At 63.9% G+C, this 25,387-nt stretch carries 20 protein-coding genes and 1 riboswitch; of the genes, 14 read left to right on the plus strand and 6 right to left on the minus strand.

What is annotated here, in order from left to right:
• The first annotated feature begins 115 nt into the window (after positions 1-115).
• The 9 genes from ftsH (at position 116) to serA (ending at position 12,396) form a co-directional block, all read left to right on the plus strand.
• Positions 116-2,044, plus strand: coding sequence for an ATP-dependent zinc metalloprotease FtsH (ftsH, locus tag GDR53_RS11875; RefSeq protein ID WP_193334701.1), 1,929 nt, complete (start codon positions 116-118; stop codon positions 2,042-2,044).
• Positions 2,045-2,178: 134 nt separating this feature from the next.
• Positions 2,179-3,522: a phosphoglucosamine mutase gene (gene glmM, locus GDR53_RS11880; protein WP_193334702.1), complete on the plus strand. Its 1,344-nt coding sequence runs from the start codon at positions 2,179-2,181 to the stop codon at positions 3,520-3,522.
• 169 nt (positions 3,523-3,691) lie between these two features.
• Positions 3,692-4,426, plus strand: a complete 735-nt coding sequence (locus GDR53_RS11885; RefSeq protein ID WP_193334703.1) for an outer membrane protein — start codon at positions 3,692-3,694, stop codon at positions 4,424-4,426.
• Between the two features lie 136 nt (positions 4,427-4,562).
• Positions 4,563-5,552: a D-erythronate dehydrogenase gene (denD, locus tag GDR53_RS11890; RefSeq protein WP_193334704.1), complete on the plus strand. Its 990-nt coding sequence runs from the start codon at positions 4,563-4,565 to the stop codon at positions 5,550-5,552.
• Positions 5,553-5,646: 94 nt separating this feature from the next.
• Positions 5,647-6,693 (plus strand): HD domain-containing phosphohydrolase, encoded by a 1,047-nt coding sequence (locus GDR53_RS11895; protein WP_193334705.1) that lies wholly within the window; start codon positions 5,647-5,649, stop codon positions 6,691-6,693.
• A gap of 9 nt (positions 6,694-6,702) precedes the next feature.
• Complete coding sequence (locus GDR53_RS11900) at positions 6,703-7,203, plus strand: molybdopterin-dependent oxidoreductase (protein WP_232846613.1); 501 nt, start codon at positions 6,703-6,705, stop codon at positions 7,201-7,203.
• Positions 7,204-7,260: 57 nt separating this feature from the next.
• Positions 7,261-9,333 carry an ATP-binding protein gene (locus GDR53_RS11905; protein ID WP_193334706.1) on the plus strand — a complete coding sequence of 691 codons (2,073 nt, stop codon included), beginning with the start codon at positions 7,261-7,263 and terminating at the stop codon, positions 9,331-9,333.
• 149 nt (positions 9,334-9,482) lie between these two features.
• On the plus strand, positions 9,483-10,658 hold the full coding sequence (locus GDR53_RS11910; protein WP_193334707.1) for a phosphoserine transaminase: 1,176 nt from the start codon (positions 9,483-9,485) through the stop codon (positions 10,656-10,658).
• A gap of 154 nt (positions 10,659-10,812) precedes the next feature.
• Positions 10,813-12,396 (plus strand): phosphoglycerate dehydrogenase, encoded by a 1,584-nt coding sequence (gene serA, locus GDR53_RS11915; protein ID WP_193334708.1) that lies wholly within the window; start codon positions 10,813-10,815, stop codon positions 12,394-12,396.
• Between the two features lie 396 nt (positions 12,397-12,792).
• Here the strand turns inward: serA and GDR53_RS11920 are convergent, their stop codons facing one another.
• Positions 12,793-13,737 carry a DMT family transporter gene (locus GDR53_RS11920; protein ID WP_193334709.1) on the minus strand — a complete coding sequence of 315 codons (945 nt, stop codon included), beginning with the start codon at positions 13,735-13,737 and terminating at the stop codon, positions 12,793-12,795.
• Positions 13,738-13,894: 157 nt separating this feature from the next.
• Between GDR53_RS11920 and GDR53_RS11925 the strand changes: the two genes are divergently transcribed.
• Both GDR53_RS11925 and GDR53_RS11930 read left to right on the plus strand, forming a co-directional pair.
• Positions 13,895-15,184: an adenylosuccinate synthase gene (locus tag GDR53_RS11925; protein WP_193334710.1), complete on the plus strand. Its 1,290-nt coding sequence runs from the start codon at positions 13,895-13,897 to the stop codon at positions 15,182-15,184.
• Between the two features lie 48 nt (positions 15,185-15,232).
• Positions 15,233-17,197 carry a hypothetical protein gene (locus tag GDR53_RS11930; RefSeq protein WP_193334711.1) on the plus strand — a complete coding sequence of 655 codons (1,965 nt, stop codon included), beginning with the start codon at positions 15,233-15,235 and terminating at the stop codon, positions 17,195-17,197.
• A 7-nt stretch (positions 17,198-17,204) separates the two neighbouring features.
• Here the strand turns inward: GDR53_RS11930 and GDR53_RS11935 are convergent, their stop codons facing one another.
• From GDR53_RS11935 to thiB, 3 genes are read right to left on the minus strand one after another with little or no spacing between them, the layout of a single operon-like run.
• Positions 17,205-17,843: an ATP-binding cassette domain-containing protein gene (locus GDR53_RS11935; RefSeq protein ID WP_193334712.1), complete on the minus strand. Its 639-nt coding sequence runs from the start codon at positions 17,841-17,843 to the stop codon at positions 17,205-17,207.
• Positions 17,830-19,422 (minus strand): ABC transporter permease family protein, encoded by a 1,593-nt coding sequence (locus tag GDR53_RS11940; RefSeq protein WP_193334713.1) that lies wholly within the window; start codon positions 19,420-19,422, stop codon positions 17,830-17,832. The genes GDR53_RS11935 and GDR53_RS11940 overlap by 14 nt, the downstream gene beginning before the upstream one ends.
• A gap of 13 nt (positions 19,423-19,435) precedes the next feature.
• A complete protein-coding gene (gene thiB, locus GDR53_RS11945) occupies positions 19,436-20,443 on the minus strand; it encodes a thiamine ABC transporter substrate binding subunit (protein WP_193334714.1) in 1,008 nt (335 codons plus the stop codon).
• Between the two features lie 68 nt (positions 20,444-20,511).
• A riboswitch (TPP riboswitch) is annotated at positions 20,512-20,612 on the minus strand.
• 26 nt (positions 20,613-20,638) lie between these two features.
• Between thiB and GDR53_RS11950 the strand changes: the two genes are divergently transcribed.
• A complete protein-coding gene (locus tag GDR53_RS11950; RefSeq protein WP_193334715.1) occupies positions 20,639-21,322 on the plus strand; it encodes a thiamine diphosphokinase in 684 nt (227 codons plus the stop codon).
• A 62-nt stretch (positions 21,323-21,384) separates the two neighbouring features.
• On the opposite strand, the gene fliJ is transcribed toward GDR53_RS11950, so the two are convergent.
• Together fliJ and fliI are read right to left on the minus strand one after the other, a co-directional pair.
• Entirely contained in the window at positions 21,385-21,798 is a 414-nt protein-coding gene (fliJ, locus tag GDR53_RS11955) for a flagellar export protein FliJ (protein ID WP_193334716.1), read from the minus strand.
• Positions 21,799-21,850: 52 nt separating this feature from the next.
• Positions 21,851-23,179, minus strand: coding sequence for a flagellar protein export ATPase FliI (gene fliI / locus GDR53_RS11960; RefSeq protein ID WP_193334717.1), 1,329 nt, complete (start codon positions 23,177-23,179; stop codon positions 21,851-21,853).
• 420 nt (positions 23,180-23,599) lie between these two features.
• Here fliI and ctrA point away from each other — a divergent pair, with 420 nt between their 5' ends.
• Positions 23,600-24,307 carry a response regulator transcription factor CtrA gene (ctrA, locus tag GDR53_RS11965; RefSeq protein ID WP_193334718.1) on the plus strand — a complete coding sequence of 236 codons (708 nt, stop codon included), beginning with the start codon at positions 23,600-23,602 and terminating at the stop codon, positions 24,305-24,307.
• A gap of 169 nt (positions 24,308-24,476) precedes the next feature.
• Entirely contained in the window at positions 24,477-25,334 is an 858-nt protein-coding gene (locus GDR53_RS11970) for an alpha/beta fold hydrolase (protein WP_193334719.1), read from the plus strand.
• Positions 25,335-25,387: the final 53 nt, after the last annotated feature.

Raw genomic sequence — 25,387 nt, forward strand, 5'->3', positions numbered from 1 at the left:
ACTGGACGGGGCGCCCAAAGCGCCGCAGGTCTGGCCCTTGTAACGCCCCATTGCCGGACTTACATTCGGCCCACTAACCGCGCCTCCTCGCGCGGTCCTTTCCGGGACAGGACTGATGAACGGAAACTTCCGCAACTTCGCCATCTGGCTGGTCATTCTCTTTATGCTGATGGGCCTGTTCCAGGTCTTCCAGTCGTCGACCCGCTCGGTTTCCGTTTCTGACAAGAGCTACAGCCAGTTCGTGAGTGATGTTGAGGCCGGCCGGGTCAACAGCGTCACCATCACCGACAATGTGGTGTCCGGTGCGCTGTCCGATGGGACGCGCTTTGAAACCGTGCTGCCAGCCGGCGCCGATATCATTTCACGCCTCGAGGCCAGCGACGTGTCGATCACGGCGCAGGCGCCCGAAACCAGCCCGTTCTGGACGGTGCTGCTCAGCTCCTGGCTCCCCTTTATCGTCATTATCGGCGTCTGGTTCTTCTTCATTCGCCAGATGCAGGGCGGCGGCAAGGGTGGCGCGATGGGCTTTGGCAAGTCGCGCGCCAAGCTGCTGACCGAATCAAGCGGCAAGGTAACGTTTGAAGACGTGGCCGGCGTGGATGAGGCCAAGCAGGATCTCGAGGAAATCGTCGAATTCCTGCGCGATCCGGGCAAGTTCCAGCGCCTGGGCGGCCGTATTCCGCGCGGCGTGCTGCTGGTGGGTCCTCCGGGCACCGGCAAGACGCTGCTGGCCCGTTCGGTCGCTGGCGAAGCCAATGTGCCGTTCTTCACCATTTCGGGTTCTGACTTCGTTGAAATGTTCGTGGGCGTCGGCGCCAGCCGCGTGCGCGACATGTTCGAGCAGGCCAAGAAGAATGCGCCCTGCATCATCTTCATCGACGAAATCGACGCCGTCGGTCGCCAGCGTGGCGCCGGGCTCGGTGGCGGCAATGACGAACGCGAGCAGACGCTCAACCAGCTGCTGGTCGAGATGGACGGCTTTGAGGCCAATGAAGGCATCATCCTGATCGCTGCGACCAACCGTCCCGACGTGCTTGATCCGGCGCTGCTGCGTCCGGGCCGTTTCGACCGCCAGGTCGTCGTGCCCAATCCGGACGTCGCCGGCCGCGAAAAGGTGCTCAAGGTCCACGTCCGCAAGGTGCCGCTGGCCCCTGACGTCGACCTTAAGGTGCTGGCTCGTGGTACCCCCGGTTTCTCCGGCGCCGATCTGATGAACCTCGTCAACGAGGCGGCCCTGATGGCGGCGCGGCGCAACAAGCGCTTCGTCACCCATGCCGAGTTCGAGGATGCCAAGGACAAGATCATGATGGGCGCCGAGCGCCGCACCATGGCCATGTCCGAGGACGAAAAGAAGCTGACCGCCTATCACGAGGCTGGCCATGCCATCATCGCGCTCAAGGTTGCCGGCATCGACCCGATCCACAAGGCCACCATCATTCCGCGTGGTCGTGCGCTGGGCATGGTGATGACCCTGCCCGAGAGCGACAGCTATTCGTTCAGCCGCGAAAAGGCCCTGGCCCGTCTGACCATGCTGTTCGGCGGCCGCGAGGCCGAGATCATCAAGTTCGGTCCGGAAAAGGTCACCAGCGGCGCTTCGGGCGATATCCAGATGGCCACGAGCCTCGCCCGCTCGATGGTGATGGAATGGGGCATGAGCGAAAAGCTCGGCCGCGTCCGCTACAAGTCGAGCGACCAGGAAGTGTTCCTGGGCCATTCGGTGACGCAGTCGACCAATATGAGCGACGATACCGCCCGTATCATCGACCAGGAAGTGCGCAAGCTCATTGAGGATGGCGAGGCCTCGGCCAAGGTGATCCTGACCACCTATCACGACCAGTGGGAAGCCATTGCCCAGGCGCTGCTCGAATATGAGACGCTGACGGGTGACGAATTGCGCGCCCTGATGGAAGGCCACCAGCCGGTTCGGCCGGACGAGAATGGCCCCTCCAACAAGGCCAGCGGCGTGCCCTCGGCCGGCAAGTCCGGCAAAAAGCGCCCCGATGCGCCACCGACCGGCGATCTCGAGCCGCAGCCAGGCAGCTAACACCAGCCACAGAATTGAAGGGGCCGCCGCGAGGCGGCCCTTTTGCATGGCGGGGTTTTCCGCTATGCCGCCACAAAGTGGTATTAATCCCAGCGGCCAGCAGGCCGCGCAGCGCGCGATGAGGGGCATTTCAAATGGTACGCAAGTATTTTGGCACCGATGGGATTCGCGGGCTGGCCAATGGCCCCAAGCTGACGCCGGAACTGGCGCTCAAGGTGGGCATGGCGGCGGGGCAGAAATTCGTGCGCGGCGACCATCGCAACCGCGTGGTGATCGGCAAGGATACACGCCGCTCGGGCTATATGATCGAGCAGGCCCTCACGGCCGGCTTTACCGCGGTGGGCATGGATGTCTACCTGCTGGGGCCGATGCCGACCCCGGCCGTGGCCATGCTGACGCGCTCGCTGCGCGCCGATCTGGGCGTGATGATCTCCGCCTCGCATAATCCGTTCGAGGACAATGGCATCAAGCTGTTCCGTCCGGACGGCTACAAGCTGAGCGACCAGATCGAGCTCGAAATCGAGCGGCTGATCGACAGCGATCTCTCCAAGACGCTGGCGCATGGCCGCGATATCGGCCGGGCGCATCGCGACGAAGAGGCGCGCACGCGCTATATCGAATATGCCAAGCGCACTTTGCCGCGCAATACCGACCTGGCCGGCCTGCGCGTGGTGCTCGATTGCGCCAATGGCGCGGCCTACAAGGTGGCGCCGGTCGCGCTGTGGGAGCTGGGCGCGGAAGTGTTCACCATCGGCGACAAGCCCGATGGCTTCAACATCAATGACAAGGTCGGCTCGACCGCGCCCGAGGCGGTCTCGGCCAAGGTGCGCGAAATGCGCGCCGATATCGGAATTGCGCTCGATGGCGACGCGGACCGCGTCATCATCGTCGATGAAAAGGGCAATGTCGTCGATGGCGACCAGTTCATGGCGGTGATTGCCGAGAGCTGGCTGCAGCGCGAGGTGCTGGTGGGTGGCGGCATCGTGGCCACGGTGATGTCCAATCTGGGCCTGGAACGCTATCTGGGCACGCTGGGGCTGACGCTGGAACGCACCCAGGTGGGCGATCGCTATGTGCTCGAAGCCATGCGCGCCAAGGGCTTCAATGTGGGCGGGGAACAGTCCGGCCATATCATCCTGTCCGATTTCACTACCACCGGCGATGGCCTCGTGGCGGCGCTGCAGCTGCTGGCCGTGCTCAAGGCACAGGACCGGCCGGTATCGGAAATCTGTGCGCGCTTCACCAAGGTGCCGCAGGTGCTGCGCAGCGTGAAGTTCAAGACCGGCAAGCCGCTGGAGAACAAGCTGGTCATGGCGGCCATTGCCGATGGCCAGGCCATGCTGGGCGTCGGCGGGCGGCTGGTGGTGCGGGCGTCAGGCACCGAGTCGGTGATCCGGGTGATGGGCGAGGCGGACGATGCCGGCCTGGTTTCATCGGTAGTGCAGCAGATCGAGGCGGCTATTCTCGACGTCGCGTGAAGTAGATCTCAAGTGTAAATGGAAAGTAACACTGATTAACGATATGCTAATGGCTGATCACATTTGTAGAGGTCGGTAAGGTTAAATCTTTGGGTTAAGCGACATTTAAGGATATTGCTCGATATTGGGGGCAATCGACTGGTGTCGTGGCAACCGAAGGACATTACTCATGCGCAAGCTTATCGCTGCGATCATGGTGGCAGGAACCGCCCTCGTAGGCGGTCAGGCAATCGCCGCCGATTTTCCCTACTATCCGCCTGTGATCGAAATCCCCGATGTCGACTATGGCGTCTCCGGCAGCTTCTACCTGCGCGGCAGCGCGGCGGCCAATGCGATGTGGGCGCCCCATGTGAATCATCCCTCGGTCACCACCGGCTCGGGCATTTTCGAGATCAATCGCTTCGGCTATGGCTATTCGGTCGGCGCCGGCGTCGGCTACGAATTCGGCAATGGCTTCCGGGCGGACGCCACGGTGGATTACCTCAGCAATGAGGGCATGCGCACCACCATTGTCAACGGCGCACCAGTGGCCAATGGTGACCACACGCTGTCGCTCCGTTCCACCATCGTATTGGCCAACGCCTATTACGACTTCCCCCTGGCCAGCGACAGCTACGGTGCGGCAGGCGGCATGTTTGGTTATGTCGGCGCCGGTGCCGGTGTTGCCTTCAACGATTTCATTACCAACGGCCCGGGCAATCCGGACACCCGCGACCAGAATACCAGCTTTGCCGGAGCCGGCATGGTCGGCGTGGGCTACGACTTCGGCCAGGTGGTTGCCGATATCGGCTACCGCGCGCTCTATATCAACAAGATCCAGAACGACGCGGCGCCCAATCCCTATACCCTGGACAATAACTTCATTCACGAAGTGCGCGGCACGCTGCGCTACCGCTTCAACTAGTCTTTCAGCGCGCGGCCACGACGGCGCGCACCGAACAGCCATTATGCCGGCACCCGAGAGGGTGCCGGTTTTTTTGGGCCATGCGCTGGACAGGGTCGGTGTCGGGTGTTCTGCTCGACGCAAGGGAGAGCCGCATATGAAGGTACTGATCGTGGGCGCCGCCGGCATGGTCGGCCGCAAGCTGGTGGCGGCGCTGCTGGCGGCGGGGCAGGTCGGTGGCAAGGCCATTACCAGTCTCACGCTGGCAGACGTGGTGGAGCCGTCCCCGCCCGGTGGCGCGGTGCCGCACACATTGGTGGCGGCGGACCTGGCTGATCCGGCAACGGCGTCTCGTCTCGTGGCGGACCGTCCGGACCTGATCTTTCACCTGGCGGCCATTGTCTCGGGTGAGGCCGAGGCCGATTTCGACAAGGGCTATGCCATCAATCTCGATGGCACGCGGCACCTGTTCGAGGCGATCCGGCTGGCCGGCCAGGCGAGGCCCTATTGTCCGCGGCTGGTGTTCACCTCATCGATTGCCGTGTTCGGCGAGCCGCTGCCCGCTGTGATCGGGGACAGCCATGAACATACCCCGCTGACCAGCTATGGCACGCAGAAGGCGATCGGCGAGCTGCTGCTGGCCGATTATTCCCGGCACGGTTTCCTCGATGGTGTCGGCATCCGCCTGCCCACCATTGCGGTGCGCCCGGGCAAGCCCAACAAGGCCGCGTCCGGCTTCTTTTCCGGCATCATCCGCGAGCCGCTAGCCGGGCTGGAAGCGGTGCTGCCGGTGCCCGACAGCGTGCGGCACTGGTTTGCCAGCCCGCGTGCGGCAGTCGGCTTCCTGCTGCATGCGGCGGCGATGGATACCAGCCTGCTGGGGCATCAGCGCAACCTTTCCATGCCCGGTCTGGCAGTGACGGTGGGCGAGCAAATCGCCGCGCTTGAGCGCGTCGCCGGACCCGGCGCGGTGGCGCTGATCCGGCGCGAACCCGACGCCACCATTGCCGGCATCGTTGCCGGCTGGCCCAAGGCCTTTGCCGCCGATCGCGCCCGCGCACTGGGTTTTGTCGGCGATGCCAGCTTCGACGAGATCATCGCCATCCACATTGCAGACGAGCTGGGTGGCCGCATCGCCGGGCGATGAGCGGCGCACGCTTCACCAAGTCGAAACCATGGCGCAACTCGGTGATTACGTTCTATCGAGGGATTTAATATGCTGGACCTTCAAGGGGGTCCCCATGCGCGTCGTCATTGTCGAAGACAATTCCATCAATCTCGATCTGCTGTGCACCATGGTGGGCAAATTGCCCCATGTCGCGGTACAGGGATTTTCCGATCCGGCGCTGGCCCTGGCCGATGCACGGCAGCAGGGCTGCGACCTGCTGATCGCCGATTATGTGATGCCGGGCATAAGCGGCCTGGAATTGATTGAGGCAATGCGGCAACTACCATCGCATGCCCATGTCCCCATGGTGATGATCACCGCCGACAATGATCGGGCCGTAAGGCTGGCCGCCATCGCAGCGGGGGCGACGGACTTCGTGACCAAGCCTGCAGATCCGCTGGAGCTGCGCTCGCGGGTGACCAATCTGCTGGCGCTGCGCGGGGCGCAGAACGCCCTGGCGGACCGGGCGGCGTGTCTGGCCGCTGAAATTGCCGAGGCCACGCGCGATCTGCAGCGGCGTGAAGAGGAAATTATCTGCCGGCTGGCGCGGGCCATCGGCTTCCGCGACGGCGATACCTGGGACCATGTCGACCGGGTGGCGCAGATCGCCCGCCTGCTGGCCGAGGCGCTCGGCGAGGATGAGACCTTTGTGCGCAATCTGGGCCTGGTGGCCCCCTTGCATGATGTCGGCAAGATCGGGGTTCCGGACGCCATCTTGAACAAGCCGGGGCGCCTCGACCCCGATGAACTGGCGATCATGCGTGGCCATGTCGGGATTGGCGCCAAGATTCTGGCTGGCGGCGATTCCGACCTGGTGCAGATGGCCGAGGCCATCGCAGCGGGACACCACGAACGCTGGGACGGCACTGGCTATCCGCAAGGCCTGGCCGGCTCGGACATTCCGCTGGCCGCCCGGATCACCGCTGTCGCCGACGTGTTTGATGCCCTGTGCAGCGAGCGGCCCTACAAGAGAGCCTGGCCGGCCGAAGAGGCCTATGCGGAAATATGCCGCTGTGCGGGCTCGCATTTCGATCCTGCCTGTGTCGCGGCCTTCGCGCGCAGCTGGCCCCGTATTGCGCCGCTGGTCGGCGCGTCTCCCGATATCACCGTTGCAGCTTAGGATATGTCCGTGCGCCAACTGCTTGCCATCGCTCTGCTCGCCTTGTCTCCGATTGCCGCCGCCTCCGCCCAGGATCTGCCAGCACCCACCGGCCCGGTGGTGCTGACCATTTCGGGCGCCATTGGCACCACCAATGGGGACGGCGTGGCTATGTTCGACCAGGCCATGATCGACGGCCTGGCCCAGCACACCATTACGAGCGAGACGCCCTGGTATGACGGGGAGCAGGCCTTCAGCGGCGTGCTGGTCTCGGCGCTGCTCGAGGCGGTCGGCGCCACGGGGTCGGCGCTGAGCGTGACGGCGCTCAACGGCTATTCGGCTGAAATCCCGCGCGCCGATGTCACCGACAATCCCGTCATCCTGGCGAGCCGGGTCAATGGCGATCTGCTGAGCGTGCGTGACAAGGGTCCGCTCTTTGTCATCTACCCGTTCGATACGCAGCCCGAGCTGTTCAACGAAGTCTATTTCGGGCGCTCCGTCTGGCAGGTAACCGCCATGAGCGTGCAGTAGGTGGAAACAGGACTGCTGGCAGCGGTAAGCCAAGCCTCGCGGCGGATGATGGCGGCAATGGCCACGCTGGCCATTGTCAGCGTCGTGCTGCTGGCCTCGATAGTGTGGCTGTTTGCCGAGCTGCGCGAGCGGCAGGATGCGGTGTCCCAATCCATCCGCGAGGATGCCGTCTGGGCCGCATTCCAGACTGATCGCGAAACCGCCCGGCTCAGCGAAGCCCTCAGGGCCCCGCCGACGGCCGGCTCGGCGAGCGAAGTCACCCTGGCCTTTGACCTGCTGTACAGTCGCATGGAACTGCTGGGCGCTGGATCCTATGCCATCACCTTCGGCAGCGATCCGGTGATTGGCAAGACGGCCGCCCAGATCGTCACCCTGATCAAGGACATGACGCCGCAGATGGACCGGATCATCGCCGATCCCTCCGTCTATCCGGCCCTGGCAGCCGAGCTGCAGGCAGCGGTCCGCAGTGCCCGCGCCCAGACCAATGCCCTGATCATCGCCACCAATGCCGCCGTCAATGCCAAGCGCGTGGAAGAGCGCAGCAAGGCCCTCGATACCTATTGGCACATCGGGGCGGCGGTTTCGGCGCTGACCGTGGCGCTGACGCTGATGGTGGTGCTGCTGGCGCTGCAATTGCGGCACATTGCCCGCTCGGGGCAGGAAATGGCGGCGCTGAGCCGTCGCAATGAGCGGGCCGCCATCGAGGCACAGGCGGCCAATCTGGCCAAGTCCACCTTTCTGGCTACCATGAGCCACGAGATCCGCACGCCGCTCAACGGCATTATCGGCATGGCCGACCTGCTGGGCGATTCCGAGCTCAGTCCGGAGCAGCGCAACCAGCTGCGGGTCATGCGGCAGTCGGGCGATATCCTGCTCGACGTGATCACCGATATTCTCGACTTCTCCAAGCTTGAAGCCGGTGAGATGCGCATCGACAGGCAGGCGGTCAGCCTGCCGCAATTGCTGCAGTCGGTGCGTGAGATCATGGCGCCCCGGGCGGCCGGCGCGCGGCTGATGCTGCAGGTGACGGGGCCGGACATCGTCATCCAGGCCGATGCGGGACGCCTGCGGCAGATCCTGATCAATCTGGTGGGCAATGCCATCAAGTTTACGCGGGTGGGGTCAATCACGGTGTCGGCGGTACTGGTGGGCGAGATGCTGCAGGTGCGTGTGGTGGATACCGGCGCGGGCATTGCCGAAGACGATCTGCCCCGCCTGTTCAAGGATTTCAGCCAGCTCGACGGCTCCAATACCCGCCTGCATGGTGGCACCGGCCTCGGGCTGGCGATCTGCCGGCGTCTTGTCGAAACCATCGGCGGCCGCATCGGCGTAGAGAGCCAGCTGGGGCAGGGCAGCACCTTCTGGTTTGAACTTCCGGTCGGACCGGTCGATGCTGGCGCTGGCCAGCCAGCGCAAGCGGCGTCGGAGGCGCGGCGCTTTACCGGCACGGGCCGGGTGCTGGTGGTGGATGACAATGCGATCAACCGCGCCGTTGCAGGGGGATTGCTGCAGCGCATGGGCATGGACGTGGCCTATGCCGAAAACGGGGCCGAGGCCCTCGATCGCATGGCCGGAGGCGCGTTCGACTTCGTCTTCATGGACATGCAGATGCCGGTGCTCGATGGCCTGGCGGCAACGCAGCAGGCCCGGGCGGCGGGACAGACCGTGCCGATTGTCGGGCTGACGGCCAATGCCTTCGAGTCCGATCGCGAGGCCTGTCTCGCGGCCGGGATGGACGGGTTCCTTGCCAAGCCCATAACGCGGCAGAAGCTGGAGGCGGTGCTGGTGCAGCTGCTTGGCCAGTCAATGGCCGAAGCTGACATGCCGGCAGAACCACTGCCCCCCAATGTCGATAGCGACTATCAGCAGGCGCTGATCGCCGAGGTCGGCCAGGAGACCTTCGACGCGCTCACGGCGCGGTTCGGCGCGGAACTGACGGTGATGATGGCGACGGCGCGCGCCGCTGCTTTGGCAGGCGACGGCAAGACACTGGAGGCGACGCTGCACACCATCAAGGGGGCCGCGCTCAGCCTGGGCTATGGCCAGCTGGCCGAGAGCATCGACCGGCTCCGCCAGCAACCCGAGATCACCGCCGCCGATGTCGACGAGCTCAGGCTCATGGCCGCCTGAAGCGGCCGGGGCAGTCGGGCGCCCGGGCGCCGTGCGGCGCAAGAAAAGAGTCATTGACGGGTCGCGGCTTCGGGCGTATCTGCAGCCTCAGGACATCTCGCCCTAACGCGAGACGCATAGACCTGGGAGGGTCGCTGAAGATGGCTCCAATGCCCCTGACCGCGCCGGCGGTAAAACCGGCCAATCCAAATTTTTCCTCGGGCCCCTGTGCCAAGCGTCCTGGCTGGACGGTTGATGCGCTATCCAATGCGCTGGTCGGCCGGTCGCACCGGTCCAAGCCGGGCAAGGCGCGCATCCAGCAGGCCATCGACCTGACGCGGCAGCTGCTCGAAGTGCCCGCCGATTACCGCATCGGCATTGTCCCCGCTTCCGATACCGGCGCCGTCGAAATGGCCATGTGGTCCATGCTGGGCGCGCGCGGCGTCGACATGCTGGCCTGGGAGAGCTTTGGCGAGGGCTGGGTCACCGATGTGGCCAAGCAGCTCAAGCTCGACGATGTGCGCATCATCAAGGCGCCCTATGGCGAACTGCCCGACCTCGCCCAAGTCGATACCGATCGCGACGTCGTTTTCACCTGGAACGGCACCACTTCGGGCGTGCGCGTCCCCGATGCCGACTGGATCAAGGCCGATCGCCAGGGTCTGACCATTTGCGACGCCACCTCGGCGGCCTTTGCGCAAAAGCTCGATTTCGCCAAGCTCGATGTCGTCACCTTCTCCTGGCAGAAGGCGCTGGGGGGCGAAGCCGCCCATGGCGTGCTGATCCTGTCGCCACGGGCCGTCGAGCGGCTCGAAAGCTTCAAGCCCGACCGGCCGCTGCCCAAGATCTTCCGCCTGACCAAGGGTGGCAAGCTGCTCGAGGAAGTCTTCGAGGCGGCGACCATCAATACGCCCTCGATGATCTGCATCGAAGACGCGATCGACGCCATGCAATGGGGTCTCGATCTGGGCGGGCTCAGCGGCATGCAGGCTCGCGCCGATGCCAATTTCAAGGTGCTGTCCGACTGGGTCGCTAAGACCGACTGGGTCGATTTCCTGGCCAAGGACGCGGCCAACCGCTCCAATACCTCGGTATGCCTCTCCATTGTCGATCCGGCCATTGCCGCGCTTGACGATGCGGCGCAGGCGAGTTTTGCCAAGGCCATGGTGTCCCGGCTCGACAAGGCCGCCGTCGCCTATGATATCGGCGCCTACAAGGATGCCCCCTCGGGCCTGCGCATCTGGGCCGGCTGCACCATCGAGACGGCCGACCTTGCCGCGCTCGTGCCGTGGCTGGACTTTGCCTTTGCCGAGGAAAAGGCCGCGCTCGACAAGGCCGCTGCCTAACTCACAGACCCCCACCCAACCTCCCCCTGAAGGGGGAGGGGCTGATCGAGTATTGGGTACCAAGGTGCCAAGGACTCGGAGCCACTCCTCCCCCTTCAGGGGGAGGCCGGGTGGGGGCTCTCTCCCCACACTCGCTTTTATCAGGGATTACCCAATGCCCAAGGTTCTCGTTTCCGACAAGCTCAGCATGGCCGCCGTCCAGATCTTCAAGGATAATGGCGTCGAGGTCGACTATCTGCCCGATCTGGGCAAGGACAAGGAAAAGTTGCTCGAAGTCATCGGCCAGTATGATGGCCTGGCCATCCGCTCGGCCACCAAGGTGACCGAAAAGATCCTGGCTGCCGCGACCAATCTCAAGGTCATCGGCCGGGCCGGCATCGGCGTCGACAATGTCGACATCCCGGCCGCCACCAAGAAGGGCGTCATCGTGATGAACACCCCCTTCGGCAATTCCATCACCACGGCCGAGCATGCCATTGCCATGATGATGGCGCTGGCGCGCCAGCTGCCCGAGGCCGATGCCTCCACCCGCGCCGGCAAGTGGGAAAAGAACCGCTTCATGGGCGTCGAAGTCACCAGCAAGGTGCTCGGCCTGATCGGGGCGGGCAATATCGGCTCGATCGTCGCCGACCGGGCGCAGGGGCTCAAGATGAAGGTCGTGGCCTTTGACCCCTTCCTGACGCCGGAGCGGGCGCTGGAAATCGGCGTCGAAAAGGTCACGCTGGACGAGCTGCTGGCGCGCGCCGATTTCATTACCCTCCATACCCCGCTGATCGACGCCACGCGCAACATCCTCAATGCCGGGGCGCTGGCCAAGACCAAGAAGGGCGTGCGCATCGTCAACTGCGCCCGTGGCGGGCTGATCGATGAGGCCGCGCTTTACGAGGCGCTCAAGTCCGGCCAGGTGGCCGGCGCGGCGCTCGACGTGTTCCTCGAAGAGCCAGCGACCGCCAATCCGCTGTTCGAGCTGGCCAATGTCATTGCCACGCCGCATCTGGGTGCCTCGACCAGCGAGGCGCAGGAAAATGTGGCGCTGCAGGTGGCCGAGCAGATTTCGGCCTATCTCAATGCCGGCGAGATCACCAATGCGCTCAACTTCCCGTCCATCTCTGCCGAGGAAGCGCCACGCCTGACGCCCTTCATCAAGCTGGCCGAAATGCTCGGCTCGTTTGCCGGTCAGCTGACCGAAACGGCGATCATGGGCATCAAGATCGAGTTCGAGGGTGATGTTGCCAGCATGAATACCCGCCCCATGGTGGCCTCGGCCGTCTATGGCGTGATGCGGCCGATGATGCCGGACGTGAACATGGTCTCGGCGCCGCAGATCGCCAAGGAGCGCGGTATCGGCGTCGAAGTGGTGACGCGCGAGCAGCAGGGCGCCTATGAGAACTATATCCGGCTGACGGTGGTGACCGAGCGGCAGGAGCGCGCGGTGGCCGGCACGGTGTTTGCCAGCGGCAAGCCGCGCATCATCCAGGTCAAGAACATCAATATGGAAGCCGAGCTGACGCCCTCCATGCTCTATGTCACCAATGAGGACAAGCCGGGCCATATCGGTCGCCTCGGCACCCTGCTGGGGACGCTGGGCATCAATATCGCCAACTTCAACCTCGGTCGTGCCGAAGCCGGTGCCGACGCCATTGCGCTGGTGTCGATCGACGGTGCGCTCGACGAGGCGCAACTGGGCCAGATCGCGGCGCTCGAAGGCGTCAAGCAGGCCAAGTCGCTGCGGTTCTAGGCATCTGCATCGTGCAGGATTTTAGGGTCGGCGCTCTGGCGCCGGCCCTTTTTGCTGTCGCTAGCGCAGCCACTTTATCCATCTTGTCCCCGGGCCAAAAACCGCGCGCATACTGTGTGCATTCCCGCCATTCACGCGGCCCCGACGCAGGGCCGGGCGGGGAGGATCGGATGGAGAGGGCGCTCTCCTGCGTGGGCAGAAAGTTGGCAGCCGGACCTGCAATATTGGTACCGCCTGATACCAGACCCCCTAAGCAAGCCGATACCGTGATGGGCGGCCCCTGGCTCCCCAAGTTTGTACACTGGCTCGAGTCAGAGGCCGCCCATTACCCGTGAAAACCGCAAGCGCAAGCCGGGCGGCGTTTCGGCGCGTTTGCGCTCTGGCGTGGCGCGTTGCCTAGCGCAGGCGGCGGGCGGCCCATTCGGCCATGGCAATGCCGGCAATGATGATGGCGGCGGCGAGGTAATGATAGAGCTCGAGCCGCTCGCCCAGGATCAGCACCGAGCCCAGCGTGCCAAAGACCGGGATCAGGTTGTGGCTGGGGGCGGCGCGGTTGGGGCCGACCAGCTCGACGCCGCGGGCATAGGCGATCTGGCTGAACATGGAGGGGAAGATCATCACATAGACCAGCACGGCCCAGACGGTGGGCGACATGGCGGGGATGCTGGCAAAGGCGGTGATGCCGGGGCCGAACAGCTGCAGCATGACCAGGCCGGTGATCGCGGCGCCGGTAAAGGCGACGGCCATGAAACTCATCATGTGCACCTGGGGCCGGAACCGCAGAGCCAGCGTATAGGCGGTATAAGTCAGGCAGGCGAGCAGGACATACCCGTCGCCGATATTGATATCGAGCGTAAGGATGCGGCGCAGGTCGCCATGGGTGGCCGTGAGCATGACGCCGGTAATGGCGATCAGCACGCCGACCACCTGCAGAATGGTGGCGCGGACGCGGAAGACGATGAAATTGGCCGCGAGAATCATCATGGGCAGGGCGCCCGTCTCGATCGAGGAATTGACGGCCGTGGTGGTGGTCAGCCCCATATAGAGCAGCACATTGTAAAGCGCATAGCCCAGCGCGCCATAGGCCATCAGCAGCGGCCAGGTGCGGCGGATCACCGGCCAGTCGGCCGCCAGGAAGCGCCACGAGAATGGCAGGATGAACAGGGTGGCGCCCACGCAGCGGGCCGAAAGCAGCAGAAACGGGTCGATTTCGCCCACGACCAGCTTGGCGGCGACCACATTGCCGCCCCAGAACAGCGGCGCCAGAATCAGCAGCAGGTAGGGTTGATCGAGCAGTCTGGCGGAAATGCCGCGATTTTGGTGATCCAGCGGCTTTGTCATCGGGACCCGGGTGATGTAAGGACAGTCGGACTTAGCAGTTATTCGGCCCCGTTGAAACGTCAACACCATGGGTCGGGAAGACAGTGGTCCAATTTTGTTGAGGCGCGACAGGCATGTCGGGCCCTTGGTGTCACGCCGATCCTGGAGATGGAATTTCATGGCTAATGTGGTTGTCGTCGGCTCGCAGTGGGGCGACGAGGGCAAGGGCAAGATTGTCGACTGGCTCAGCGAGCGCGCCGATGTGGTGGTGCGCTACCAGGGCGGCCACAATGCCGGCCATACGCTGGTCATCGACGGGGTAAGCTACAAGCTGGCTCTGCTGCCCTCCGGTCTCGTCCAGGGCAAGCTCTCGGTCATCGGCAATGGCGTGGTGGTCGATCCGCACCATTTCGTCGGCGAGCTGGAAAAGCTGCGCGCCCAGGGCGTGGTCATCACCCCCGAAATCCTGCGCATTGCCGACAATGCGCCGCTGATCCTGTCGCTGCATCGCGAGCTGGACGCCATCCGCGAGGATTCCAATTCCGGCCTCAAGATCGGCACCACCAAGCGCGGTATCGGCCCGGCCTATGAAGACAAGGTGGGCCGCCGCGCCATTCGCCTGGTTGATCTCAGCGAACCCGATACGCTGATGGTCAAGATCGAACGCCTGCTGACCCATCACAATGCGCTGCGTCGCGGCATGGGCCTGGTCGAGATCGAGGCCCAAAAGATCTATGACGAGCTGACCGCCGTCGCCGCCGATATCCTGCCCTTTATGGACCAGGTGTGGAAGGTGCTCGACGACAAGCGCAAGGCCGGCGCTCGCATCCTGTTCGAGGGCGCCCAGGGCGCGCTGCTGGACAATGATCACGGCACCTATCCCTTCGTGACCTCGTCCAATACCGTTGCCGGGCAGGCTGCCGCCGGTTCGGGCCTGGGGCCTACGGCCATCGGCTATGTGCTGGGCATTACCAAGGCCTATACGACACGCGTCGGCGAAGGCCCGTTCCCCTGCGAGCTGGACGACGAGATCGGCCGGCACCTGGCCGTAGTGGGGCGCGAAGTGGGCGTCAATACCGGGCGGCCGCGGCGCTGCGGCTGGTTCGACGCCGTGCTGGTGCGCCAGACTGTCAAGACATCAGGCATTACCGGCATCGCGCTGACCAAGCTCGATATCCTTGATGGCCTCAAAGAGATCAAGGTCTGCGTCGGCTATGAGCTGGACGGATCACGGATTGATTATCTGCCTGCCTCAATGGGGGCACAAGCGCGGGTTAAGCCGATTTACGAGACGCTGGAAGGCTGGTCGGAAACGACAGCCGGGGCGCGCAGCTGGGCGCAGTTGCCGGCCCAGGCGATCAAATATGTGCGCTTCATCGAAGAGCAGATCGGTGCGCCGGTAGCCATGCTGTCGACGAGCCCGGAACGGCTCGATACCATCCTTGTCGTTGACCCGTTCCAAGACTGAGTTTTTTTGTTACAACACGTCGCAGACATCGTGAGTATCAAGTAACCAATGGCGGACTACAAAGAGCTGTTGCGCCGGGCGATCTCGGCGCTGCCGGAGAATAACGGGGCCGCCCGCCGCGCGGTCTATGAGAAGGCGCGTTCGGCCCTGGTCGGGCAGTTGCGGGCTATTTCTCCACCGCTCCCGGCAAAGGACATTACCCAGCACAGGCTGCAGCTCGAAGATTGTATTCGCCAGGTCGAGCAGGAGGCCAGCGAGGCCGTCATCACGCTTGGACGCGAGGGAATGCCCGCCATGCGGGCTTTTGAGCCACGTCCGGCCGAAGCAAAGCCAGCAGAGACCAAGCCAGACGACGTCCGCCCCGTGGTCACCGAGCCGGTGATCCAGCAGCCCGTCAACGATGCCCCGACCGGGCCGGCGGCCCCTGCGGTGACGGCCCCGAAATCGACCGCCAATATGTCGATCGAGGAAATTATCGCCGAGGCCGCGGCGACCGGCGGCACCTCGATGATCCAGGTGCCGGTGGTCAACAAACCGAATTCGGACGCCGAATCAGCTGTGCTGCCGTCGCGCTCCGAACCGGTCCGCGCCGCGCCTATGGGCCCCGTGCCCACCACGCGCCCACCGGAATCGCTGATCCTGCCAAATGCTAGTGACAAGCGCGCCCAGCTGCCCGTGGCGGCCAATTCACCGGGCGAGAGCTATCGCCCGGGCGGTCGCATGGAGCCATCAGTCAGCGGTGCGCAGGTCGCCGTGCGCCAGCAGACTGCTCCCGTCAACGCGACAGCCGTGCAACCGGCGCTGTCGGCCGTGCGCGAAGTCGAACTTGAAACAATCGAGCCGGATGCCAGCGAGGCCGAGGGCGCCATTGAACGGGCGATCGAGACGCTGGATCGGGAAGCACGTGGCGAGAGCAATGGCGAGGCGCCGGAATCGGCCCAGACCATCGCCGAACGCATGTTCGCGACGCCGCGCAGCGGTGCTGACGATGGCGATGACAGCGGCTTTGTGTCGTCGCCCGGCGCCGGGCGTTCAGGCTCCGGGCTGACGATATTCCTCGTGGTCTTTGCCATCCTGCTGGCCGGCGTTGGCGGGGCCGGCTTCTGGGCCTGGCGCGAAGGCTATGTCGATCTCGACCAGATGTTTGGCCAGGCGCAGCCGGTGGTGGCCGAAACGGCCGATCCGACACTGCCCACGACACCCACGCTTGATCCGGTTCAACAGCCCGATGCCGCCACCGACCCGGTTGCCGCGCCCGGCAATACGGCGACGACGACAGCGGCTGAACCGACCAATACGCTTGAAGGCCTTGAGGCCGATGACCGCCTCGACCCAACGCCGCAGCCCGTGGTGCCGACCGGCAATGAGACGGTGCTGCCGCCGCTGGCCGACGCCGATGCCAAGGGCGAGGAGCGCCTGCCGGGGCAGGATGCCAGCACGATTGCCGCCAATGATCCGAGCGCCTCTGTCGATCCGGCAGTGCTGGCCGGCAGCCAGTCCCTGCTGCTCGAGGCCAGTGCCACCGGCACCACCGGGGCCGTGCCGTTCTCGGGTACCGTAGAATGGCGCGAGGGTGTGGACGAGCTTGGCCTGCCGACGCTGATCGGTCACGCCAGCATTCCGGCGCGCAATCTCGGGGTCGACGTGACGATCCGCAAGAATTCTGATCCGAGCCTGCCGGCCAGTCATTTGATGGAAGTGGATTTCCAGGTTTCGGACACCTTCATCGGTGGCACCGTGGCCAATCTTCCCGGCGTGCTGCTCAAGGATCAGGAACTGGTGCCGGGCACGCCGCTGGTGGGCGCTTCGGCGCGCGTGGTGGGCAATTCGTTCCTGTTCGCGCTCAGCGCTACGCCAGCCGACGCCACGACCAATACCGATCTGCTGGAAAACCGGAAGTGGATGGATCTGGCCGTGGTCTATGGCACTGGTCGCAATGCCATCATCACCCTCGAAAAGGATGATGACGCGCAGGCCCTGTTCGACAAGGTCTTTGCCACCTGGGCTGAGTGAGGACGCGCTAGAGGCGTTCCAGCCGCCGCTCGACCAGGCGGAACCGCCGGTTGGCGAGGCTGTCGACGTCATCGGCGTGATGGCTGACCAGGATAGTGTGCCAGCCATGGCGCAGGGTCAGGGTGCGGACGAGATCACGCACCGTGCCGCGGGTCTCGTCATCGAGGGCTGAGAAGGGCTCGTCGAGCAAGAGCACCGGCCGATTGCGCAGCAGGGTGCGGGCCAGGGCCACGCGCTGCTTCTGCCCGACGGACAACGTGGCGGTAATCTGGCCTTCGGTGCCCTCCAGTCCCACCTCGGCCAGCGCCTGGGCAACCCTGTCGTATGCTTCTGCCCGCGGCGTGCGCGCCGGCAAGCCCAGCCGGACATTGCTGTCGGTCCGCAAGTGCTCGAACAGGCTTTCCGACTGCAGCAGCAGGGAAACCGGCCGTTCTTCGGGGGGCAGGGGCAGCAGATCGGTGCCGTCCAGCGTCAGACTGCCCGAGAAGGGCTGCAGAAATCCCGCTATGAGGTCGAGCAGGGTGGACTTGCCCGAACCGCTGGTTCCCGAGATGGCGGTGATCTCGCCGGGAGCGGCAGCAAAGCTGAACACATAGGGTGCCGCCTGGCCGGGATGGGCGAAGGTGAGCGCGTCAGCGAGCAGCATTGGCAATCCTTGAGAACAGTCTGGGCAGGCCGACAAAGGCGATGATGGTGCCGACCAGCAGGATGGCGGCGATGGCGGCAGCATCATTACTGCGATAGCTGCCCAGCGCGCGGAACATCATCAGGGGCAGAGTCTGGAAATCCTGGGTACCGAACAGGGCGACGACGCCGAGGTCACCCAGCGAAAAGCAGAAGGCGAGCGCCAGCATGACGCCGATATCCTTGCCGAGGAGGGGATATTCGACCGTGATGAACTGCCGCCAGCCGGACAGGTCGAGCGAGCGGATCAGCTTGCCGCGCGTGCGGGCAATGGCCTCGAGCGGGGGACCCAGCGTGGCGATGGCAAAGGGCAAAGCAAGCAGGCTGTTGGCTAGGATGACCACAAAGGGCGCCGCTGCCGCCGGGGCGACACCCAGATTGCGCACGAGCAGAAAGAAGCCGAGCGACAGCACGACCGCCGGCACGGCCAGATAGGCAAAGACCGGCATGCCCAGCAGGGTGCGCAGGATGCCATGGTCGGTGGCAGCCCGGCCGAGTGCCAGTCCGAGGGCAAGGGCCAGCGTCAATATCGCCGATGCCGTGCCGATCAGCAGGCTGCTGAGGGCAGCCTGCCAGAAGGTGGATTGGGTCAGCAGGCTCCCCATGCCGGTGCCCAGTCCATCGACCAGAACGGATGCCAGCGGCAGCACGAAGCCGATGCTGCAGGTGAGCAGGATCAGCGTCTGGAGAACCCGGGCGAGGGGGCGGTCACGCCAGGTTGGCGCGATGGAGGCGCCGAAACTGGTGGGGATTGGAGCCAGTGCGGCGGCGATCAGGATGACGCCCGAGCAGACCGCGATCTGGGTCAAGGCCAGGTGAACCGCGCCGGTCAGGTCGAAATCCTGGCGCACTGCCGCATAGATGGCGACCTCAAGGGTCTGGTTGCCCGGACCGCCGCCCAGCAGCAGCACGATGGGGAAACTGGTAAAGGCGAGCAGAAAGATGATGGCGGCAAGGCCGGGCATGGTGCCGCGCATGGCGGGCCAGTCGAGAATGGCAAAGCGTTGTTGCGCCGTGAGGCCGAGAGACTGGCCGGTCTTGAGACGTTCCGCGGGGATCGCATCGAGCCGGGCCAGCAGGATGCGGGCGGCAAAGGCGCCGTCGAGAATGACATGAGCCAGCAGGATACCGGAGAGACCGAAGGCCGGGTTACCCAGCGGGAAACCGAGCAGGGCGTCACTGGCCTGGTTGATCCAGCCATTGCGGCCCCAGATGTCGAGCAGGCCAAACGCCACGACCATGCCGGGGGTAACGATGGCCGAGGCGAACAGGCCGACCAGCAGATCGCGCCCGGGAAACCGCAGGCGATTGAGCGCCCAGGCCAGGGCCATGCCGACCGTCAGGGAGAGCACGGTGGTGAGGCTGGCCTGCAGCGTGGTCATGCGTAGCAGGTGGGGGATATCTATGCGCGAGGCGGTGCCCTCGCTGCCGGTGGCGGCAGCAAGGATTGCCCAGAGCACCAGGGCGATGAGCCCGACAATGGCCAGCGCCAGGCCGATCGCGATGGCGATGCGGGCGGGGCGGACGGGCAGGGTCAGCATGGCGGGGCCGGACCTACTGGACGGCGGTCAGCATTTCGTCGATCCAGGCCTTGGCATTGGCGGCGATTTCCGCATCGGTCAGGGTCAGCGTCGTGGACGGCTGCGGCAGGGCCTTGAACACAGGATCGAGGGCGTCGCCGAGATCTGTCACCGGCATCATCCAGTTGGTGGACGGCATGATCTTCTGCCCCTCGGCCGAGCTCAGATAGGCCAGAAACTGGCGGGCCAGTTCCTGGTGCTGTGACGATTTGAGGATACCGGCCACTTCGGTCTGGGCCAGATGGCCTTCGTCGAACAGGGCCGCGTGGATGGTTTGATCGTCTTCGGCAATGATGTGATAGGCCGGGGACGTGGTGTAGCTCAGCGCCATGTCGGCCTCTCCGGTCAGGAACAGATTGTAGCTCTCGCTCCATTCGCGGGTAATGGTCAGGATATGCGGCTTGAGGCCGGCCCAGATCTCGGGCGCCCGATCGCCATAGGCGGCCCGGATCCACAGGACCAGTCCCAGGCCCGGGGTGGCTGAACGCGGGTCCTGGATGGCGATCTTGAAATCGGCGGGCAGGGCGATCAGTTCCTCGAAGGATTTTGGCGGCGTGGCGACGCTGTCGCTGTCATAGACAAAGGCGAAGTGGGCGTAGTCGAAAGGCACGAACTGCGCGTCGGTCCAGGCTTCGGGCAGGGTAAGGCCGGAGAGATCGAGGCCGTGATCGGCAAAGAGGCCGGTGGCACGGGCCTCGCCGGCAATGGCGGTATCGAGGCCCACGATCAGGTCGGCCTGCGTGGTGTCGCCTTCGAGCTGGACGCGGCGCAGGGTGCCGATGGAGCTGTCGGCGGCGATCCATTCGACCGAGCAGCCACCACAGATAGCCTCGAAGCCAGCCTTTAGCGCCGGGCCGGGGCCCCATTCGGCGGCAAAGCCGTCATAGGTGTAGATGGTGAGCACGGGCGCGTCCTGCGCCAAAGTGGGGGTTGCGAGCAGTCCGAAAAGGACCGCAGCAACGAAACCGGTGGACTTGACCATGGGTCATTCCCTTCGTTGGTTGCGGTCATGAAGAAGGGGATGTGTGTCAATGGCGAGAGGCCGAGAGACGGCCTTGCCATCTCGAACTTCCTCCGCCAGCATGACCTGGTTCAGGTTCAATGGGTAACTCTCAGCTCCGGAATAGTCCGGAACACCCCAGCGAGACACCCCACACTTAATGAGAGCTTTGTGACAGTGCAAGAGACTTCCGCGCGCCCCACGGACCGCGAGATCATCCGCTTTGAGCGGCCCATGGCCATCGTTGGCGGCGGTGTCGTTGACCCCGCACTGCTGCGCGAACTGGCGGAACGAGGCGTAGCGCTGGTGGGGGCGGATGGCGGTGGCGACGCCATCGGCGCAGCGGGCCTCGTGCCAGAACTGATCGTGGGCGACCTCGATTCGCTCAGCGATCGGGCTGCTTGGGAAGCGCGGACGCGGGTCATCCACATCCCCGAGCAGATCAGTACCGATTTCCAGAAAGCGCTGTATTCGACCGAGGCGCCGGTGACCCTGGCCCTGGGGATGACGGGCAAGAGGCTCGATCATACGCTGGCGGCGCTGAGTGCCGTGCTGGAATATGCGCCGCAGCGGCGGCTGGTACTGGTCGACGAGGTCGATGTCGCGCTGGCGGTGATCGGACCTATCGGATTTGCCGCGGGCGCGGGGGAACGGGTGTCAATCCATCCGCTGGTGCCGGTCAGTTTTCGCACCTCAAGCGGATTGCGCTATCGGCTTGATGGATTGCAGCTGGAGCCCGGCGGGCTGCTGGGCACCTCCAATGAAGGCACAGGCGGGCAGGTCGAGATCGTGCCGATGGATGGCACGCCCTGGCTGCTGATCCTGGGCAAGGAGCGGCTCTGGGATCTGGTGGCAGCCTGACGCGGCCGCACAAGGCAAAAAGGCCCGCGCAAGCGGGCCTTTGATGCTGGTTCGATCAGGCCTTACTGGGTGCGGAAACGCAGGCGACCGATCTCGTCATATTCTGACTGCTCGATCTTGAGCTGTTCGGCGGCCTCGCGCTGATGCTCTCGCTGGTCCAGCAATTCGACCTTCTTGAGGTCTTCCAGGGCTTCCGCCAGCGCATCCTGCGCCGCTTCGAGCTTGCCGCGCATATCGCTGGCCGAGGCCAGCAGATTGTCGCGCCGGGCCAGGGCTGCCTTGGCGAAGGTGGAATAGGCAAAATGGGCGATGTCGGAGATGCCGGTCTTGGTGTGCTCGATCTCGATCTGCTGGTCGAGTTCGGACGCCATGCGCTCGAAATCGTTGACCATCATTTCAATCTGCGCCACCTGGCGTCGCTTCTCGTCCACCTGAAACTTCTTGAGCCGGATGAGGCTCTCACTGCGCGATTTCAAGACTTGTACTCCTTACACACCAAGTCAGTTCCGGGGCCAATACAGCGCCCCATCAGTCTGCCGCGCCCGCTTCGGCGATAATGGCCTCAAGCATCTGATAGCCCTCGGCAACTGTCGTCGTCTCTTCCCGGTCCTGGCTCAGAAAAGCTTCCAGGGCCGGATAGATAGCGATTGCGCGGTCCACTTTCGGATCTGACCCTTTCCGGTAAGCCCCCAGCCGGATCAGTTCCTCCATGTCGGCATAGATCGACATGAGTTCGCGTGCCTTGGCCAGGACCGGTCTGAACTCGACCGGCACACACCCTGGCATGGTGCGCGAGATGGACCGGAGCACGTTGACCGCCGGGTAACGTCCCCGTTCGGCTATCCCGCGCTCCATCACGATATGCCCATCGAGAATGCCGCGTACGGCATCGGCAATGGGCTCATTGTGATCATCACCTTCGACTAAAACGGTAAATAGACCGGTAACAGAACCGCTGGTTGGCGTGCCCGGACCCGCCCTTTCCAACAATCGCGGCAATTCTGTGAACACCGTTGGCGGATATCCCTTGGCGGTGGGCGGCTCGCCAATGGCCAGGCCGATCTCGCGCTGGGCCATGGCAAAGCGGGTCAGGCTGTCCATCATGCACAGGACGCGCTTGCCCTGGTCGCGGAAATATTCCGACAGGGTCAGGCTCATATAGGCGGCCTGCCGCCGCATCAGGGCGGCTTCATCGGAGGTGGCCACCACCACCACGGCATGGGCGAGGCCTTCTTCGCCCAGATATTCCTGGATGAATTCATGAACTTCGCGGCCGCGCTCGCCGATGAGGCCGATGATGGCCACGTCGACATTGGTATTGCGCGCAAGCATGGACATCAGCACCGACTTGCCGACGCCCGAGCCGGCAAAGATGCCCAGGCGCTGGCCCTCGCAGACGGTGGTGAAGGTGTTAAGGCAGCGTACGCCCAGATCGAGCGGGTCGCCGACGCGGACGCGGTCATGGGCAAGCAACGGGTTCTGCCGCAGCGGATAGGCAATGGCGCCGCGGGCCAGGGGCCCCTTGCCGTCGATGGGCTCGCCATTGGCGTTGATGACACGCCCCAGCCAGCTTTCGGACGGAAAGGCGGCCCCGTCATTGCGCTGGAAGATGGCCTTGCAGCCAAGACGGACACCGGAGAGCTGGCCAAAGGGCAGGCACAGGGCGTGCCCGGCCTTGAAGCCGATGATCTCGGCAGCCAGATGGGCGCCGTCCGTGGTTTCGATCTGGACGCGCCCGCCCACCCGCAATTCGCGCACGGGGCCGACGATTTCGATCAACAGGCCCTGGACCGATTTGACGCGGCCATAGACCTCGATGTCGTCGATGGCCTCGATGGCGGAGATCAAAGCTCTCATGACGGGTTCAACTTGCGTGTCGCATTGCAGGCATTAAGGTTTCCAGACGGTCTCGAATCGAGCCGGTGACGAATCGACAGTAACCCAACGTTAAGCAAAAGGCGCTATTTGAGGCGATGGACCGGTCCGCCTGCTGATTGGCGTGTGACCCTCCGCAAACCCCCGCAAAGCCGCCATTGCATGAGTCTAAAGAGTCGGTTGCGGCCTCGACTTAAACCAATTTCTTAAGAAAAATTGATAAGATTAATCTTTTAATTTCAATGAGTTAGACTAAATTGCGGGGAATGGCATTTGCGTATTGCGGAACCGAATTAAACTTTGTTAACTATTTGGACTTAGGGTTCAGTCATATCCAGTAGGGTTGGCGTGGGCAGGCCAGGTCCCACGGTTCCAGCAGGAACGAATGACAAGGGGAATATAATGCGGGTACTCCTTATAGAGGACGACAGCGCGACAGCGCAGAGCATCGAACTGATGCTCAAGTCGGAGAGCTTCAACGTCTACACCACCGATCTGGGTGAAGAAGGCGTCGATCTCGGCAAACTATATGATTATGATATTATTCTGCTCGATCTGAATCTGCCCGACATGAGCGGCTACGAGGTGCTTCGCACCCTGCGTGTCGCCAAGGTGCAGACGCCGATCCTGATCCTCAGCGGTCTGGCCGGCATCGAGGACAAGGTTCGTGGTCTCGGCTTTGGTGCCGACGACTACATGACCAAGCCCTTCCACAAGGACGAGCTCGTGGCCCGCATCCACGCCATCGTTCGCCGTTCCAAGGGTCATGCCCAGTCGGTCATCACCACTGGCGAGCTGACGGTCAACCTCGACACCAAGACCGTCGAAGTGCAGACCCAGCGCGTGCACCTGACTGGCAAGGAATACCAGATGCTCGAGCTGCTTTCCCTCCGCAAGGGAACCACGCTCACCAAGGAAATGTTCCTCAACCACCTCTATGGCGGCATGGACGAACCCGAGCTCAAGATCATCGACGTGTTCATCTGCAAGCTGCGCAAGAAGCTCTCCGTTGCGACGGGCGGCAAGAACTATATCGAAACCGTCTGGGGTCGCGGCTATGTGCTGCGCGAGCCCGATGAGGTCGAGAGCTATTCCGAGAACGTCGCCTAGTTCTGCAGCGTCTGCTCGAACGAATTTGACCCCACGTGACCCGTCACGTGGGGTTTTTCATTGTCGGCCTGCCGTGGCGCGATGGTGTCGAAGTCGGGATGGCTGTTTCGTCGTCTGATCGGAAGCGCGCCGCAGGCCGCGCTGATCGTTCATGTCGAGGAGACCCATAATGATCCGCACCGCCATCATTGCCGGCGCCCTTTTTGTCACCAGCGCTGCCGTGGCCCAATCCGGGCAGACCGTACCCGTCAATGGTATGGAGATCTATTACGAGGTCAGCGGCGAGGGCGATCCGCTCATCGTGCTGCACGGCGCCTATATGAACATCCCGAGCATGGGGGCGATCATTCCCAGGCTGGCGGAAACGCACAAGGTCTATGCCATCGAGTTTCAGGGCCACGGCCGCACGACCGATATCGATCGGCCCATCACCTATCCCCATCTGGCGGACGACGTTGCCGCCTTAATGGATGCAGTCGGGCTCGAAAAGGCGGATGTGTTCGGCTATTCGATGGGCTCGGCCGCGGGACTGCAACTGGCCATTAGGCATCCCGAAAAAGTCGACAAGCTGGTGGCCGCATCGGTCTCCTACGATGTGTCCGGCTTTCAGCCGGCGTTTGCCGCCATGATCCCGTCCATGACGCCCGAAATGTTTGTCGGCACGCCGATGGAAGACGACTATCGCAAGCTGGCGGTCAACAAGGACGGTTTCCGTGCCCTGGTGGAAAAGCTGATCGCGCTGGAACATGAGCCGCTGGCATGGGGCGCCAAGGTGGCCGCGCTTGAAACGCCGGTGCTGATCATCACGGGCGATGCCGACGTGGCCACGCTGGAGCATGCCGTCGCCATGTTCCGTCTGCTGGGCGGCGGCGAAATGGGTGACATGGGTGCGCCCCTGCCGGCATCGCGCCTGGCGGTGCTGCCGGCCACCTCGCATACGGCGGTGATTGGCCAGGTTGACCTGCTGCATGCCGTCATTGAGCCCTTCCTGCAGGGCGAGACGCCCAAAGGCATGTTTGATCAATAGCCGCGCCGCGCCCTGCCGCAGTGCCTTGCCTCCGCCCGCGCGGCCTGCTCAAT

It is taken from the genome of Devosia beringensis (genome assembly GCF_014926585.1).
In the GTDB taxonomy this organism is placed as follows: Bacteria; Pseudomonadota; Alphaproteobacteria; order Rhizobiales; family Devosiaceae; genus Devosia; species Devosia beringensis.